16 protein-coding genes and 1 pseudogene are annotated in these 16,026 nt (G+C 33.0%); 4 read left to right on the forward strand and 13 right to left on the reverse strand.

The genetic code is table 11. The annotated features are described in order from the left end of the window. Positions 1–47: 47 nt before the first annotated feature. The 6 genes and pseudogenes from NYE52_RS24420 to NYE52_RS24445 form a co-directional block, all read right to left on the reverse strand. The gene (locus NYE52_RS24420) at positions 48–1,604 is read right to left on the reverse strand and encodes a multicopper oxidase family protein (protein WP_047944571.1); all 1,557 of its coding nucleotides are present in this window, start codon (positions 1,602–1,604) and stop codon (positions 48–50) included. Positions 1,605–1,824: 220 nt separating this feature from the next. Then, positions 1,825–4,263, reverse strand: coding sequence for a heavy metal translocating P-type ATPase (locus NYE52_RS24425; RefSeq protein ID WP_016204439.1), 2,439 nt, complete (start codon positions 4,261–4,263; stop codon positions 1,825–1,827). 173 nt (positions 4,264–4,436) lie between these two features. Continuing rightward, positions 4,437–4,643, reverse strand: coding sequence for a copper chaperone CopZ (gene copZ, locus NYE52_RS24430; RefSeq protein WP_016204440.1), 207 nt, complete (start codon positions 4,641–4,643; stop codon positions 4,437–4,439). A 15-nt stretch (positions 4,644–4,658) separates the two neighbouring features. After that, positions 4,659–5,000 (reverse strand): metal-sensitive transcriptional regulator, encoded by a 342-nt coding sequence (locus NYE52_RS24435; RefSeq protein ID WP_016204441.1) that lies wholly within the window; start codon positions 4,998–5,000, stop codon positions 4,659–4,661. A 236-nt stretch (positions 5,001–5,236) separates the two neighbouring features. Next, positions 5,237–5,617 carry a hypothetical protein gene (locus tag NYE52_RS24440; protein ID WP_016204442.1) on the reverse strand — a complete coding sequence of 127 codons (381 nt, stop codon included), beginning with the start codon at positions 5,615–5,617 and terminating at the stop codon, positions 5,237–5,239. A 124-nt stretch (positions 5,618–5,741) separates the two neighbouring features. Then, positions 5,742–6,008 (reverse strand): annotated as a pseudogene (locus tag NYE52_RS24445) (stage II sporulation protein P); the annotation flags it as partial. An 87-nt stretch (positions 6,009–6,095) separates the two neighbouring features. Between NYE52_RS24445 and NYE52_RS24450 the strand changes: the two are divergent. Continuing rightward, positions 6,096–7,651 (forward strand): IS3 family transposase gene (locus tag NYE52_RS24450; protein WP_371474370.1). Its coding sequence is split into 2 segments (ribosomal slippage): positions 6,096–6,579 and positions 6,579–7,651, totalling 1,557 coding nucleotides; the frame shifts between segments, so codons are not numbered across the junction. A gap of 62 nt (positions 7,652–7,713) precedes the next feature. On the opposite strand, the gene NYE52_RS24455 is transcribed toward NYE52_RS24450, so the two are convergent. The 5 genes from NYE52_RS24455 to NYE52_RS24475 form a co-directional block, all read right to left on the reverse strand. Then, a complete protein-coding gene (locus NYE52_RS24455) occupies positions 7,714–8,637 on the reverse strand; it encodes a stage II sporulation protein P (RefSeq protein ID WP_082138442.1) in 924 nt (307 codons plus the stop codon). 152 nt (positions 8,638–8,789) lie between these two features. Continuing rightward, on the reverse strand, positions 8,790–9,506 hold the full coding sequence (locus tag NYE52_RS24460; RefSeq protein ID WP_016204444.1) for a YwmB family TATA-box binding protein: 717 nt from the start codon (positions 9,504–9,506) through the stop codon (positions 8,790–8,792). Between the two features lie 131 nt (positions 9,507–9,637). Beyond that, a complete protein-coding gene (locus NYE52_RS24465; RefSeq protein WP_016204445.1) occupies positions 9,638–10,255 on the reverse strand; it encodes a hypothetical protein in 618 nt (205 codons plus the stop codon). Between the two features lie 61 nt (positions 10,256–10,316). Then, positions 10,317–10,898 (reverse strand): YdhK family protein, encoded by a 582-nt coding sequence (locus NYE52_RS24470; RefSeq protein WP_031539950.1) that lies wholly within the window; start codon positions 10,896–10,898, stop codon positions 10,317–10,319. Between the two features lie 157 nt (positions 10,899–11,055). Continuing rightward, a complete protein-coding gene (locus NYE52_RS24475) occupies positions 11,056–11,415 on the reverse strand; it encodes a hypothetical protein (RefSeq protein ID WP_016204447.1) in 360 nt (119 codons plus the stop codon). Positions 11,416–11,660: 245 nt separating this feature from the next. Between NYE52_RS24475 and NYE52_RS24480 the strand changes: the two genes are divergently transcribed. Beyond that, positions 11,661–12,902: a hypothetical protein gene (locus tag NYE52_RS24480; protein WP_016204448.1), complete on the forward strand. Its 1,242-nt coding sequence runs from the start codon at positions 11,661–11,663 to the stop codon at positions 12,900–12,902. Between the two features lie 57 nt (positions 12,903–12,959). On the opposite strand, the gene NYE52_RS24485 is transcribed toward NYE52_RS24480, so the two are convergent. After that, positions 12,960–13,289 (reverse strand): four-helix bundle copper-binding protein, encoded by a 330-nt coding sequence (locus NYE52_RS24485; protein ID WP_016204449.1) that lies wholly within the window; start codon positions 13,287–13,289, stop codon positions 12,960–12,962. Positions 13,290–13,454: 165 nt separating this feature from the next. On the opposite strand from NYE52_RS24485, the gene NYE52_RS24490 reads away from it, so the two are divergent. Continuing rightward, entirely contained in the window at positions 13,455–14,120 is a 666-nt protein-coding gene (locus NYE52_RS24490; protein ID WP_016204450.1) for a winged helix-turn-helix transcriptional regulator, read from the forward strand. A gap of 219 nt (positions 14,121–14,339) precedes the next feature. Here the strand turns inward: NYE52_RS24490 and NYE52_RS24495 are convergent, their stop codons facing one another. Next, positions 14,340–15,347, reverse strand: a complete 1,008-nt coding sequence (locus tag NYE52_RS24495) for a hypothetical protein (protein ID WP_053215803.1) — start codon at positions 15,345–15,347, stop codon at positions 14,340–14,342. 175 nt (positions 15,348–15,522) lie between these two features. Between NYE52_RS24495 and NYE52_RS24500 the strand changes: the two genes are divergently transcribed. Continuing rightward, a complete protein-coding gene (locus NYE52_RS24500; protein ID WP_016204452.1) occupies positions 15,523–16,023 on the forward strand; it encodes an RsfA family transcriptional regulator in 501 nt (166 codons plus the stop codon). The last annotated feature ends 3 nt before the right edge of the window (positions 16,024–16,026 follow it).

Consider the following 16,026-nt stretch of genomic DNA (forward strand, 5'->3'; position numbering starts at 1 on the left):
TAAAATGCGGCCTTTTAAAGGCCGCATTTTACCCTGTTTTATATCATTTATTCTGGCTGATTATTAGCATTTTCATCTGGAATAAAAGTAGGCTGAAATCCTTTATATTTAACCATTGTTACCATACCTGCAGAAGCATGATGTAAATCATGGCAATGGAATAGCCAATTCCCAGGGTTATCTGCTTTGAAAGCTATCTCATACTCATCTCCGGGTTCTAGATTTACAGTATCTTTAATAATTGATGCACCCTCAAGTTTTTTACCGTTTTTACTTAAAATTTGAAAAGATGTACCATGTAAATGCATAGGATGGTCTTCACCTTTAGAGTTATTCACAATCTTTACTTTTACAAGGTCACCTTCTTTAACCATAATATTTTCTGTATTAGGGAAAGCTTTTCCATTGATTGTGTAAGCCATATTATTATCTAATACTTCTGTATTTAAGTTCATTGTATATTCAACATCATACTTCTGATTTAGAGTGAACTCACCGTCTTTTGAAGAACCATAATTTGTGTATGTGAACTCTGGAAGTTTTATATCCTGATTCGGTTTGTCTGTAGATAAGGAACTACCTTCATATTGTAATTTCACTTTCATTCCAGCTGTTCCTTCCATATTTCCATGACACTCCAGATACCATTCTCCTGGGTTATCTGCTACAAACTCAATATCATACCGTTCACCTGGTGATATTGAGATTAACTGATCTTCTATTACTTCTGGGTTTTCTATTTCTTGCCCATCAACCGCAACTACATTAAATTTCTGACCATGCAAATGCATTTTGTGTGTCATATACCCAATATTAGCTAAACGGAGTCTTACCGTCTCACCCTCCTTCATTTTTAAAGGCTCAATACTCTCACCACTTTTTCCATTGATGGTAAAAATGTCATACGCGCTCATATCGTCCATCGTCATGCTTCCGCCATCATTACTCGTATCCATATCCATACCTTCCATTTCATCACTTTCACCCATGTCCATACCTTCCATATCGCTCATATCCATACCTTCCTCTGGATTACTCATCCATTCGTCAAGCATTAACGTATAATCACGATCGTATGTTTTTTCTTTTGGTTCAACAATTAAGGCACCATATAGACCTTTATCAAGTTGATTAACACCGTCTTGATGAGTGTGATACATATAAGTACCAGAAATTCGGGGTGTAAACTCATAAGTAAATGTCTCACCTGGTTGTACAGCATTTTGAGTAACTCCAGGTATACCATCCATATTATTTGGAAGAACAATACCGTGCCAATGTATAGTTACAGGATCGGGAAGTTCATTTTTTAAGTTGATTTTTACTTTTTCCCCTTGCATTACACGAATTTGAGAACCTGGTACCGAACCATTAAAAGTCCAAGCATCTACACTAATATCTTTTGTTAATTGATGAGTTGCCTCTTTTGCAACAATCGTAAACTCATTCCCTTTTAAGATTTCTGTCTTAGTTGTTTCTTCTGAAGAAATCTTCTCAGCCTGTTTTTCAACATCTGCTCGATTTATACTCTCGTTTTGTTTATTGGAGCATGCTGAAAGGATTAATAATAGGAATCCAATTAATGCTAGTATTTTTAATTTCATACTCTCTCCTCACTTTCATGAATTATGATATTAAAAATAATTGAAGATTTTATGCATTTTATATGAACAAAAGTTCATAAATTTTAAACGTTATACGTTCTAGTCTAAAAATAACTAGAACGTATAGGTAGAAATATAAAACAGCAACAACAGTACAACAGTAGTTGCCCCTAAATAAAACAAACAACCTGCAGATAATTTGCAGGTTGTTTTTATCCATTTATCTAATTGGTCTCCATTTGCGAAGAAATAATGTATTTCCTACAACGGACACGGAACTAAAAGCCATAGCACCACCGGCGAGTATTGGATTTAATAATCCAATGGCTGCAACCGGTATGAGGATGATATTATATGCAAATGCCCAAAACAAATTCTGTCGTATTTTTCTCATCGTTGATTTGGACAGAAGAATTATATCGACTATTCCCATTAAATCCCCGCGCATTAGCGTAATGTCCGCTGCCTCCATTGCAACGTCTGTACCAGTTCCAATTGCAATGCCTACATCAGCAGCAGCAAGTGCCGGAGCATCATTAATTCCATCTCCAACCATCGCAACAACTTTTCCTTCTTTCTTTAGTTTTTCTACCTCGGCAGATTTATCTTCTGGCAGAACTTCTGCGAGCACTCGGTCTACACCAACCTGGTTGGCAATTGCTTCTGCTGTAAGTCGATTGTCCCCCGTAATCATTATGACCTCAATTCCTAATTTCTTTAAAGCCTTAATGGCATCCGAGGATGTTTCTTTAACAGTATCTGCTACGGCAATTATGGCTGCTAGACTGTCATCAATAGCCATAAGCATAGCAGTTTTTCCTTCACCTTCAAATTTTTCCATAGTATCAATAGAAGCATTAATATTTACATTATTCTGGGCCATAAGCTTTTTATTACCGATTAATATCTTTTGTTTATTGATACTAACTTCAATCCCATGCCCTGGAATAGCATTAAAATTATTAGCTTTTAATAAGTCTATTCCTTTTTCTGTTGCACTGTTTACAATTGCCTCTCCAAGTGGATGTTCCGATCCTTTTTCAGCAGTTGCAGCAATTTGTAATATTTCATCTTTAGAAAGGTTACCGTAAGGAACAATATCTGTTACATCAGGTTCACCCTTAGTAATAGTACCGGTTTTATCTAATACTACAGTTGTTACTCGCTGTGAGTTTTGAAGGTGTTCAGCACCTTTTATAAGTAGTCCATTTTCAGCACCTTTACCAGTACCTACCATAACAGCAGTTGGCGTTGCTAATCCCAATGCACACGGACATGCAATAACAAGTACAGCAATTGTACTAACTAAAGCCGGGGTAAATCCAACAAGTGCGAATGTAATACCAAAAGTAGCTAGAGCTATCACAATGACAATAGGAACAAATACTGCTGAAATTTTATCTGCAACTTGCTGAATTGGAGCTTTGGATCCTTGAGCTTCTTCTACTAGCTTAACAATTTGAGAAAGGGCAGTATCTTTCCCAACTTTCGTTGCCTGGAATTTAAATGAACCATGTTTATTCATAGTAGCACCAATAACATTATCCCCAGCTTTTTTACCTACAGGCATACTTTCCCCTGTTAACATGGATTCATCAACTGTTGTATTTCCTTCTATAATTATTCCGTCAACTGGTATTTTTTCGCCTACCCGAACAATAATAAGTTCTCCTGTTTGAACATCTTCTAGTGGTATATCTATTTCTACACCATTTCGAATAACTCTAGCCGTTTTTGCCTGTAAACCCATTAATTTTTTTATGGCTTCTGAGGTTTGACCTTTAGCCCTTATTTCAAGTAGCTTTCCTAATACAATTAGAGTCATAACTATAGCTGCTGCTTCAAAATAAAGATATTGCCCAGTTCCCATTATAGTAACAACTAAACTGTATAAATAGGCTGCAGACGTTCCTAGTACTACTAGGACAGCCATATTAGCACTACCTCCCCGAACTGAGTTATAAGCATCGCGGTAATAATGACCCCCAACATAAAATTGAACTACAGTGGCTAGTAAAAATTGAATCCAAGGATTTAAGTGAAAGAACCCTCCATTTCCGTACTCCATCATAAAATCTGATATCATCATGACTAAAAAAGGTATGGATAAAATGGCACCAACAATAAATTTTATTTTTTGCTTTCTATAAGCTTTTTCTCGAGTACTCTGTTCATAATCTCCTTCATTTTCACTAACTAATTTTGCATCGTAGCCAGCTTTCCTTACCATATTAACTAATTGATCTACATTGGTACTTCCAGGGATATATTCAACACTAGCTTTCTCTGTAGCGAGGTTAACATTAGCATTTTTTACTCCGTCTACCTTATTCAATACTTTCTCAATACGAGTAGCACATGCAGCGCATGTCATACCTATAATATTTAAATTTACTTTTTCTTGTTCAACCCCATACCCTGTTTTGTTAACTTTTTCAATTATCTCTTCAATTGATACTTGCGAAGGATTATAGGTCACTGCTGCCTTTTCAGTAGCAAGATTTACATTTGCTTTTTGAACACCTTGCACTTTTGATATGTTTTTTTCGATTCTAGTAGCACATGCGGCACATGTCATTCCAGTAATATTTAGTGAAACACTTTCATTATCATTAGTATTAGGTTTAGGCTGTGCTAATGAGCGATTATCTGTTTCCATTTTATACCCTCCTATAACTTTCGATTTACCGTTATCAAACATTTTCTTAATGTTACACAAACTAGAGTTTATATTCTTATTTAATTTGTCACAAAACATTTATACCCTATGGGGGTATAAATGTTTTATAAAGAGAGGGCAACCGTTATTTTAAAACGTTCGCCCTTGTTGCATTATTGTACATCATAACCTTGATCATCGATTGTTTCCTTAATTTTATCTAATGTTAATACTTCTTTATCAAACTCTACAAGAACAGTTCCGGTTCCAAGGTCAACTTTTACATTTGATACACCATTGAGCTTACCTACATTGCCTTCAATTGAGTTAACGCAATGATTACAAGACATACCTTGAACATTTAAAGTTACTTTTTCCATATTTATCTTCTCCTTTTACTTTTTCATTAATTTTTGTATTGTAATTAATACTTCATCTACTACTTCTAGGTCACCTTCTTGAATACGCTCAACAACACACTCTTTCAAATGGCCCTCAAGTAAAATTTTTGCAACACTATTCATAGCTGCTTGTGTCGCAGAAATTTGAGTTATAACATCATCACAATAAGTATCTTTCTCTATTAATCCTTTTATACCTCGTATTTGACCTTCAATCCGATTTAACCTGGTGATAAGATTTTGTTTAACCTTATTGGAGTGATGGCTTTTTCGCTCACTTGAAGTGGAACAATGAGTTTCCTCTAAAGATTCATCATTATCTAAAACGGATGCCATTAACTATTTCACCTCCACAAGCACATTATAGTATACCCCCGTACCCTATGTAAAGCCTAAATTTAAATTTTTTCTTTTTTCTTCTCTGTTTACTAATTATTATGTTTAACAATCATGTATTTTTTGCTAAAAAAATTCAAATACATATGCAATATACAAAGCATTTAAGTGGAAAATATATAAAAAAGTACGCTCTGAAAACCGTTTAAAGCGTACCCTTTCATTAAATTTTATTGTTAAACATTAGCATGTGCATTTAATTCTGATGTCAAACAAATTTCCTTGTGATGGTATCCGATTAATATATTACTAAAACCGTTTAAATCTTTTACATCCATGAAATTGACAAAAATTCCGTTATATACTGAATGTCCTACTTCCTCTTCATAAACCTGTACATCCTTTTTATTATTGGGTATCTCTATTTTATCTGGAATATCAACCAGATTCCAATTTTTACTTGTCTTTTTATTGTCACTTATAAGAACTACTTCCTTTAATTTTTCTTCACTATTAACTGCTGTATTTGTTTTTTCACTTAGAGTGGACATACATCCTGCTAAGATAATGATGATAAATGAAAGAAGTGTTGTTATTATTACCCGTTTAACTTTCATTCTCTTTACTCCATTCGATTATTTTACTTGCTTAATATAGATTAAAACATTGAAGAAAGTGTGGATTTTTTATCTAACACAAAATAAAGTGTTTTACAGTAACCAACTAGCTACTAAAAGCTAATTAATTATTTACTTCCTCTACTTCTCTATAATACTCACTAAACACCTCGGCAAATTCATCAACCGTGTTGAAAAGTTCCTGCTGCTTATTATCCACCCCTCCAAATTCTAAGAGGATTGAATTACTTGATAAATCTTGATTATATACCCCATTCCCTTCATCTTTACTTTTCACAAAGACTCCCCTACTAATTCCAGGAATCTCATTTTCTAATCTTTCATTTAGTTCTTTTGCCAATTTGAGATTTCGTTCATAGTTTTTATTTTCCTTTCCAACTACCCCCCTCTGTTAGGATAGATGTCGTACGATACTTTAGTGTTATACTTTAAGTAAATAACACGGAGGTCGATCGATATGAAAGAAAAAAATGGAGTACGATACTCGAAGGAACAAAAAGAGGCAATTGTTAAACGAATGATGCCACCACATAACGAATCAGTGGCTACTATCTCGAAGGAAGAAGGCATCACAGAACCAACGTTGTACAAGTGGCGTAAGGCTGCACGTGAAGCTGGTGTGGCAACGCCTGGCAATGGACAAACAAGTGACAAATGGACCAGTCAAGATAAGTTTTTAATCGTGATGGAGACCTTTGCGATGAACGAAACGGAATTGGCTGAATACTGTCGTAAAAAGGGTTTGTACCGTGAACAGATTGAATTATGGCGATCTGTTTGTCTCCAGGCAAACGGACAAGTATTTGATCAATCAAAGCAGTTATCTGGTGCGTTAAAGGAAGAACAGAAACGGGCAAAACAGTTAGAAAAAGATCTTCAAAAGAAGGAGAAAGCATTAGCGGAAGCTGCGGCGTTATTATTACTTAGAAAAAAGGCCCAAGCGATTTGGGGGGACGACGAGGAAGAATGATTAGCCCATCAAATCGCGCATTAGCTGTAGAACTCATCCAAGAAGCCAATCAAAATGGTGCGCGGTTAGCGAAGGCTTGTGAGGAACTTTATATTAGTGTACGAACCTACGAGCGCTGGGTGGCAGATGGTAAGGTTAAGGTCGATCAGCGTCCCTTTGCGAAAAGACCTGTTCCAAAAAATAAGTTGTCCGAGGAAGAGAAAAAGGAAATACTCGAGGTTGTTACACAAGAAGAATATGCCGACTTACCGCCGACACAAATTGTCCCAAAGCTTGCGGATAAAGGAACATATATTGCGTCAGAATCTACGTTTTACCGTGTTTTACGTGAAGGAAAGATGCAACACCACCGTGGACGTAGTCAAAAGCCAACACGAAGAATCCCCGAGAGTCATCTGGCCACATCGCCAAATCAGGTGTGGACATGGGATATTACGTGGCTTGGTGGACCTGTGAAAGGCTTGTATTATCGCCTCTATTTAATACTCGATCTATTTAGTAGAAAAGCAGTTGGGTGGGAAGTATGGGAAAAGGAAGAAGCGACACACGCTGAATCACTTGTAAAAAAAGCAGTCATTAATGAGAAAATCCAAGGGGCACCACTGGTGTTGCATTCAGACAATGGGAGTCCGATGAAAGCTGAGACTTTTTTAAGTTTACTTGAGAAGTTGGGGATCCAAAGTTCCTTTTCAAGACCACGTGTAAGCAATGATAATCCTTATTCAGAAGCCATGTTTCGAACACTTAAATACCGCCCTGATTATCCGCATAAGGGCTTTACCTCACTTGAAGAAGCCAGACAATGGGCACACCAATTTGTCCATTGGTATAATCATATTCATCTGCATAGTGGGCTGAATTATGTAACACCGGCACAGTGTCATGCCGGAGAACACGTAACCATATTGACAAAGAGAAAAGACGTATATGAAGCCGCAAAAGCGAAGCATCCAGAACGCTGGGCGAGGAGTCTAAGAAATTGGACACCTATTGAAAAAGTAGCACTTAATCCAATGCGTGATGAGGGAAAAAGGAAACGTTGAGTCCGCCTTAATACACTTTATTCCCTGATGATTTGAATGGAAAGAATGGATTTCCTTTCCATTCAAATCATCAGGCCAGCAAGCGTAACGCGGTAGCCTTGACTGAACACAACACTAAAGTAACTAAATGCGACAACTATGTTGACAAACACCGCTACAAAGAATAATCTTGCATATTCAATACCATTAAACTCTAACGTAGTAATCTTTCTTGCCTGTGAATCCCTATGTATATCAATAAGATAAACTAAAGACTTTTCCTTAGTAGTAGCTTCTTGGACGATTTCTCTTGTTAAACTATAGGATTGAGCGTAACTCCAACCCTTTTTTTTAAGTTCTGCTGTTACATTGGTAGTACTATGTTCAGCTCCTATCCCCCTCTCTAATAATTCATTTTGCAATTGGGTACCCACTTGGATTACATTTTTCTTTTCGTCCAAACTAGACGCCTGATTTGGATCTGTAATACCTGAAAGTTGTGGTAAAAATGCTTCCCAACTATGAGAATGGTATATATATACAACATTTTTATTAGAAGCTTCGTTCTTTGGAGATTCTATTTTGTCTTCATTGGAACTGCTATTATTTTCATTTGTAAGAATATCCTCATTAGGAGGCGGAGACTCTATTGGTAGCGTTGCTAGATTAGTCCCTTTCCCTGCGATAGCTATCTCAGTATTAAATTGCGAAAATCCTACTAATTCTCTTCCTAAAAAAGTCCTTATATCTTCAGGCCAAATATTTGAAGTAAGCCAAACTACGCCGTTTAAAATAGATGGTTTTTTAATTTCTTCGTTAACATCTGATAGTTGAAACTGTCCAATTTCAAATAAAGAAGAAAGAATATCTGCATCTAGTTGCTTAGTAGAAACAGAAACAATGTCTGATGAAAGTTTTATATCTGATTTCAGATAATTTATTAGGAAAATACTAAAATACATGACAATAATAATAGCTAGTAGATAACCATTTAATATTCGTATCATAATTTGACCTCCCTATTTGATAGTGGTATCTACATATTTATATGTAATAGTTTCATCAGTAGTCTGCATGTTTTCTGCACATTCAAAGAGACAGGTATTTTAAAGATTATATAAAAAATGGCTACTCATTATGGTAGCCATTTTTAAAAGTTTCAATATTCTTCTGTTATAATAGGGCTTCCAATTGTTAAATTATAAGTGTCTTGAAGCTCTTTATTTGTCCTTATACCAAATTGAATGTTAAATTTGTTTTTTTTATTACTAGATAAATAATCCTTCCACGACTTGTTATAAGCAGTAATTGAAACAAAATCATCTTCAACTAATTTTTCAATAGAGTTTGCTGTAAATTTTTTCAAAAGTAGCGTTGAAATTTGTTTAATATTTTCTTTCTTTCTTACTAAAGCCTTAACAGTAAAAAAGTAGTTTTCTTTCTCATCTAGTGATTTCAAAACATTTTGGTATTCCTCTTTATTCCAATCTGTGCTTTTATAACTATAAGTTTCTAAAATGTTATATTTATCATTTTCATTATATGCAGTTAAGGTAATTAACTGCTGGATATTTTGGTCTTTTAATGTACCAGTTAACTTAATATGATGATTTTTATCTTTCTCAACTTCCCAATTAAACTGTTGATATTTTTTCTTTAATTCAGATTCTCTTTGATAATATATATTTAATGAAGTATTACTCTTCTTTTCTTTTTTCGTGTAGATAGACCATTGAGAAATATCAGCATTAATTGATTGAAGATTAACTATGGTTTTTAATAATTTATCCTCTTTTCCAGAAACCTTATAATTAAAATAAAAAAATAAAGAAATTAAAAGGACAGAAGCAGTTATATAGATAATTGTTTTCTTCATAAAATATCCCCCTTTAGTTTCATAGTGTCCTATATTAATTACTTTTATACCTTAATATCTTTTAATCTATAACATTAAGTAAACTAGAAAAATATAAAAAAGGTAATAGAGTCGCTCTATTACCTTTTCTATCAAAGACGTTCCTTGATCTGATCTATTCCAATTCGGTTAACAAATTTATAAAACTTTTCTCTTTTCTTTCCTTCATTAATATATAATTCTAATATTTCCTCAACCTTTCTATATAGTTCCTCTGGTGAAAGTTCCTTCATTAATAATGTTCCTATTTCTGCATCTTTTCCAGTTGCTTTACCTCCTATATAGAGGGAGTAAGTATCTTTTATTTTCATTATTCCTATATCGTTAACTAATGGTTCACCACAACCAACAGGACAACCAGTATATGCAGCTTTTAAGGTAAATGGTACCTCTCTCCCTGCAATTATTCTGTTCAATTCCTGTGCTATAGGCATCCCTTCTTCCTCAGACCCTTTACAAAAATTACATGTACGTAAGCTTTTTACATAATTACCTACAGGATAACAACTTAATCCACTCAGTCTAAATTCCTGCATAATTTCAGTAGCATTACTTTGGGGAACCTCCAAGTATATTTGTTGAAAGGTAGTTAATTCTACCTCTTGATCCTCATCTAAATATTTAGCCAAAAGCGCTAATTGTTTTGCATTTAATTTAGCTCCAAACTGGATACCACCGTTGACTGCAATTTTTATCTTTTCAACGCTCATATTTTCCAACTCCCACATTATTATAAATGTAAAAAAGGCTACCAAAAGATAGCCTTTTTTATTATTCTACTGGAGATAATTCACTTTCCGTAATCCATTGGTGGTTCGTTACTTTTTCTCCACCTGTGGTTGGGGTATAATCTACCATATAAACCGTTGTTTTTTCTGCTGAATCGATTGTAGCCTTTGCCCCCTTCATGCCTTCCATATGGTCTGCGTTGACTATAACTTCTGTACCTGGCTCAATTGCTTCATCTCCAGCGTCTTCAATTTCCTCTTGAATTACCCATTTATGATTTGTTACTTTTTCTCCACCTGTTGTTGGAGTATATGAAATTGTGTAAACAATTGTATCGTAAGCACCTACGATTGTCGCTTCTGCTCCATCCATACCTTTCATATGGTCTGCATTGATTATTGCATTACTTCCAACCTCATATTTAGGCTTTTCAGCGACTTTTAGACCCTCAGGAACTTCTCCTGAACCCGACATATCCATGCCTTCCATATCATGAGAAGACATATCCATTCCCTCTTCACTTTTGTTTGAGCTATTTTCGTTGTTATTGTTTGAACAAGCAGCTAATAATAAGACCAATAGTGTTAAGATTAGACTGCTTTTCATGAAAGTTTTTTTCTTCATTTGAATTCTCCTTTTTTTCTTGTTCAACAATTAGATGTTCCTCATAAAAAGATGAAAAATATTTATTGGTATATTGACTGTTTCTGCTCCTTCCTATTTTATTTTCCCCTATTTTACAAAGAAAAAATGCAAAAAATATGCAGAAATTTAATATATCTTAAATCAGGAACATTCTTATAATACTAAATAAGAGCAATAATGGAACGACTGAAAAAATAAAAGCCCAAATTCCTTGTGTATCTTCTTTCCTTTGTAGCTTTGTATATTTCTTAAAGGAAATTTCTCCTTTTGCAAATTTCATTCCATTTTGATTTGGCTTTATTACGTATTCTTGATCGTAGTTATCTTTCAAGACAACATTGGTAATAAGGGACTTTTCATCCCAATTAGAATCTAGGAAGACATCTATGTTGTTATTTGAGTAGATTACTCGGTCAAATTTATATATGGAACTTTCTTTTATCGTTTTACTTACTTTATAAGCCTGTTCTTCAACAAAATTGTTTGTTAAGCACATATTTGACCCACACCTCTTAATTAATTAGGTTTTTTGGAAATGTTTAAAAGACTTTTTCACCACATAATGTTACATATATTATATGTTTATTAATGTCCCATTTACACTATGGAATTTAAAATAGGTACAGTTTCATGAAAAGCTTTTATTAGCCTTTAATGCTAAGAATTACCGAAAACAAATTTGTTAACCATTTGAGGATTCAATCAAAGAGTCTAAATTTTTATTTATAAAGGAGTTATATTATGACTTTTACTTTACTTAAAGCAATCGATGAATATAAAAATGACCCAGAATCTGTTTACCAAACCTGGTTTATAAATAACAACGATAGACTAAAGGCATTTCGTACGATAAAAAATGCTATAAAAGTAGTTATTAAGGAAATAGAGAATAACACATTTCCTTGTGATTTTAAGGGTTCATCCCTTGAGGTAGCTATTTCAGCAATTGCGGAACAAAAGCAAATCTTTGAGGGCGCAGCTCATGCTTTTTATTGGAAGCCAAAGTTAAGAATACCTGATATTTATGAAAATGAAGATAATAAAAAAGCCTTTGGTCAATTTTTAAAGGAAACATTGCTCTATAATCAAGAAAAACAATTAATCTATAATATTATGAAACTTCAAGAAAAAAATATAAAAGGACTAGGTCCTGCAGTAGGTAATATTTTATATTTTCTTCACCCTACTATTTTCCCGCCTTTCAACACTAGCATTGTTAAAGGTTTTAATATGATATTCAAACAAAAAATTAAATTAGGATCATGGGAAGATTATTTAACGATGCGCGAAATTATGATGGAGTATAATAATAACCATAACCTAGTCCTATCAAAAGATTTAGGTGCACTAGCAGGATTACTATATGAGATAGGTTCTGGCAGACAAGTTATTCAAGAAAACCACACTCTACTATTACAGGATATAGATAAAGTTAATAAAAAGCTAAAAAAAAGACATGAAGAAATTCAAAAGGAATTAGCCGAAGAGAATGAACATACTGAAATGCAATATTATTTAGCTAAAATAGGGACGACTCTTGGTTATAATGTGTGGATAGCAAAAAATGACCATAAAAGAGAATGGAAAGGATATAAATTAGGCAACTTTTCTATTCCCCATTTAAACTTAGAAACAATTTCAAGTGCTGTTAGTGAAACGATTTCTTTTATCGATGTTCTATGGCTTAATGGTGAAAATAAAGTTATAGGTGCATTTGAAGTAGAAAAGTCCACGTCTATATACTCTGGAATTTTACGCCTACAGGATTTGTCTATGTCCTTTAACAATGATAAGTCCAGATTTTATTTAATTGCTCCGAATAAAAGAAAAAAAGAAATTAAAGCACAATTATTAAGACCATCCTTCCAACATGACAGTATGTGTAAAATTTCTTATATTCTATTCTCGGATTTAAGAGAAGACTGTGAAGCTATGTGTAAGTTTGGAGTTAATATTTCTGTATTAGATAAGATATCAAACTAAATCATAATCCTATAAGTTATACTTGTATATATAACTTATAGGATTTTTTACATTTTATTAAGAAACCATTTTTCTACAGAATTCTGCACATTTAAAGCAAGATTCTGCGCATTGGAGACAATGTTCATGATGACTGTGCTTTTTACATTCTTCCCCACACTTTTCACAGATATCCGCACATAACAAACATATTTCCTTTACTAATGGGCTATTAGACTGCATTGCTTTTGCGGCTAAACTACAGATATCCGCACACTCTCGATCTAATCTAATACAACGAGCCATCATTTTAATATCTTCTTCATTTAAACAAGCATCAAAACAAGAATTACATGCTTTCATACATTCCAAACACGCTTTAATACATTCTTCGTAGTTCATATTCATTCTTTTCCCTCCTATTAATTTATACAAGAATATTATTCCCATGGATTTAATAAATAAACTGCATAAAAAGTGCAAACTTTTTATGCCTAATCTGCAAAATTTCTACATACTTCACTTATATAATCCTATTTAAAACCTAATTCAAGTTAGAATAGGAGAGTTTTAATGAATAACATTTTGTTAATTGGAGCAAGTATTGAAGAAAAGTGGAATACTCTATTAACAAGAAATGGATATAATTGTATCGGACCGATAAATATTGAAGAAATTCCAAATTACATTTATTCTCCATTAATTGATATTGTTTTAATATATGATGAACATTTATCCATAACAGTGGAATCAATTTGTATAAGTATTAATAAAATTTCTCCTGCTTTTATCATGGTAATAAGTAGCAATATAAATTATTCACTTGTTAATATTTTAAAAAGTGGGGCAGACGTTTGTTTATTTGAACCAATATATGAGGACGAGCTAATTGCCAGAATCAACTCATTATTGAGGCATAAGAATAAATTAACAAATGATATATTTACTTACAATAACTTAGAATTAAATATAAAAAAACGGAAAGTACATTACAGAGAGAAAATAATTCCACTAAGTCAAATAGAGATAAAGATTTTAGAAATGCTGATAAAAAATGATAACAAAGTTTTGTCCACTGATTTTTTAATAGATAATATTTGGGAAGATCACAAAATAAGTGCTCAAACGCTCCGTTCTTATATTCGTAATATTAGAGATAAAATTAGAGATTCTGGTTTCCCTGTTGATAAGTATTTAATTACAGTTTGGGGAATGGGTTATATATGGAAGTTTGATTAATAATTTCTCAATATATCCTTTTAATTGAACAGGAAAATAAATTCGTTTTCTTGACATTATTATAAATAGCAAATATGGTTAATCTAACAGAACCCACCACGCCTCTTAACCTTTGTTAACGCGGACCAAGGTGGGTCATTTTATTTTAAGGAAAAATTTAATTTGAATTCTGAATTTGCTTCCAAAATAAAAAAAGAATTGCTTCTGCAATCCTCTTTTTTATTTACTTGCGATTTTTTGAATATCCTTCTCAAGTAATTTTTTCCTATTATTTATTTCGTCAATTTCTAGTTTTTGTTCTAAGATATAAACAATAGCAGCATAAACTGTATCATAATTATCCAAACAATCTTGATCAGATAATTCATGAATTCCTTGACTTAAAATCCCGTATAGCACCTTGTTATTTACTAAGAATTGAGGTAAATAATCTTTTAGAAATTCAATCTTTTCGTTCATACGCATTATTAAGAATTCGTCTTTATTAGCAGATGGATTTTCATTTAAATAAATCTCAAATTGATCAAAAATCAAATTTTCGAATATTCTCCGAAGATAGACATAAGAACCAACACCAACCCCATGAGATTTCAAACCTACTGAAGTGCTTAGTTCGGTCATAATAAGTTTGTTCTGCTTACCCTTCATTATTGATTTATATCTTTTGGTTGAATTATCAAACTCTCTTATTGAAGGATTTTGCCCAATCTTCGTTAAATGTCCTTTTTCATCAAGCATAAAAATAACATTGAATTTATGTTGCTCTTTTGCAGTACAGTTTAATTCAAGTGTTAGTATGCCATTTTCAAAAAATGACTCTCTTAGTATTTTAACATTTTCTTTAGTTGCCCTTTTAGCATAATCAATGTTCTCCTCATATTGTTCTTGGCTACGAATATTACCATCCGAGATTAAATAAGAAGATTTAACACTTTCTGGAACTTCTTTAGTGCTTTTATAAACTATTGGAACTTCTTTGTTGCAAAAAGGACAAAAATGAAAATCATTTAATTTATCATTTGAAAAAATACCTTTTAAAGCTTGAATATCAATGTTTTCCATAAAATGAGTTATATTCCAATTACCTGCGATCTCACCGTCATTATCATAATAAGGTTCAGCTTCCTCATCTTCTACAATAGATGTTTCAATTTTAATTTTGCTATATAAAGGGAAATCTAAAAGCAATGAATATTCTTTACCTATAAATTCATGTAATCTTACCATTGTAATCCATCCTTCAATTTATATTAATATAAATAATGCTATCACAATTATATATACTTTTTATTTTAAAATGTGCTAAATTCAACATTTTTTCTATCTCTGTACTTGTTTCTCGTGGACTTTCTTTTTTCATATAAAGCATATATTATGGAAAAGAGTAGGAGGTTTTTTCTATATGTCTACAAGACAAAATGGCTGGACAAAAGACGAAGACTTATTGTTGGCAGAAACAGTTATTCAGTTTATTAAAGATGGTAGGACACAGCTTCAGGCATTTGAAGAAGTCGGAAAACAATTAACAAGAACTAGTGCAGCTTGTGGCTTTCGCTGGAACTCAGCTGTCCGTAAACAGCACGAATCGGCTATTAAGACAGCTAAAGAACATAGAAAACAACTAAAAAAAGGTGTTAATATTGAGACAAGTGTAATAACAATTCAAGAGTCAGAGCAATCCCCTATTAAAAGTGGTGATGATTTTGAGCAAATACTAGCGTTTATTAAAGACATTTATAATAAATCCAAAATATATGAAGAACAAGCAGGTTTATTAGAAAAAATAAAAGAACTAGATGAAGAAAATAACAGGCTTCAAAACGAACTAATCTCTACAGATGAGGCCTATCAAGCCATAGTTGAATTAATGGAAAAAGCAAGGGAAATGGTCTTGTCCAAATAAAAG

This window comes from Niallia sp. FSL W8-0635 (assembly GCF_038007965.1).
Lineage (GTDB): Bacteria > Bacillota > Bacilli > Bacillales > Cytobacillaceae > Niallia.

Bases quoted from the DNA above. Each gene is read 5' to 3' on its own strand.
- NYE52_RS24420 (WP_047944571.1), bottom strand. From the start codon at position 1,604: ATGAAATTAAAAATACTAGCATTAATTGGATTCCTATTATTAATCCTT.
- NYE52_RS24425 (WP_016204439.1), bottom strand. From the start codon at position 4,263: ATGGAAACAGATAATCGCTCATTAGCACAGCCTAAACCTAATACTAAT.
- copZ (WP_016204440.1), bottom strand. From the start codon at position 4,643: ATGGAAAAAGTAACTTTAAATGTTCAAGGTATGTCTTGTAATCATTGC.
- NYE52_RS24435 (WP_016204441.1), bottom strand. From the start codon at position 5,000: ATGGCATCCGTTTTAGATAATGATGAATCTTTAGAGGAAACTCATTGT.
- NYE52_RS24440 (WP_016204442.1), bottom strand. From the start codon at position 5,617: ATGAAAGTTAAACGGGTAATAATAACAACACTTCTTTCATTTATCATC.
- NYE52_RS24455 (WP_082138442.1), bottom strand. From the start codon at position 8,637: ATGATACGAATATTAAATGGTTATCTACTAGCTATTATTATTGTCATG.
- NYE52_RS24460 (WP_016204444.1), bottom strand. From the start codon at position 9,506: ATGAAGAAAACAATTATCTATATAACTGCTTCTGTCCTTTTAATTTCT.
- NYE52_RS24465 (WP_016204445.1), bottom strand. From the start codon at position 10,255: ATGAGCGTTGAAAAGATAAAAATTGCAGTCAACGGTGGTATCCAGTTT.
- NYE52_RS24470 (WP_031539950.1), bottom strand. From the start codon at position 10,898: ATGAAGAAAAAAACTTTCATGAAAAGCAGTCTAATCTTAACACTATTG.
- NYE52_RS24475 (WP_016204447.1), bottom strand. From the start codon at position 11,415: ATGTGCTTAACAAACAATTTTGTTGAAGAACAGGCTTATAAAGTAAGT.
- NYE52_RS24480 (WP_016204448.1), top strand. From the start codon at position 11,661: ATGACTTTTACTTTACTTAAAGCAATCGATGAATATAAAAATGACCCA.
- NYE52_RS24485 (WP_016204449.1), bottom strand. From the start codon at position 13,289: ATGAATATGAACTACGAAGAATGTATTAAAGCGTGTTTGGAATGTATG.
- NYE52_RS24490 (WP_016204450.1), top strand. From the start codon at position 13,455: ATGAATAACATTTTGTTAATTGGAGCAAGTATTGAAGAAAAGTGGAAT.
- NYE52_RS24495 (WP_053215803.1), bottom strand. From the start codon at position 15,347: ATGGTAAGATTACATGAATTTATAGGTAAAGAATATTCATTGCTTTTA.
- NYE52_RS24500 (WP_016204452.1), top strand. From the start codon at position 15,523: ATGTCTACAAGACAAAATGGCTGGACAAAAGACGAAGACTTATTGTTG.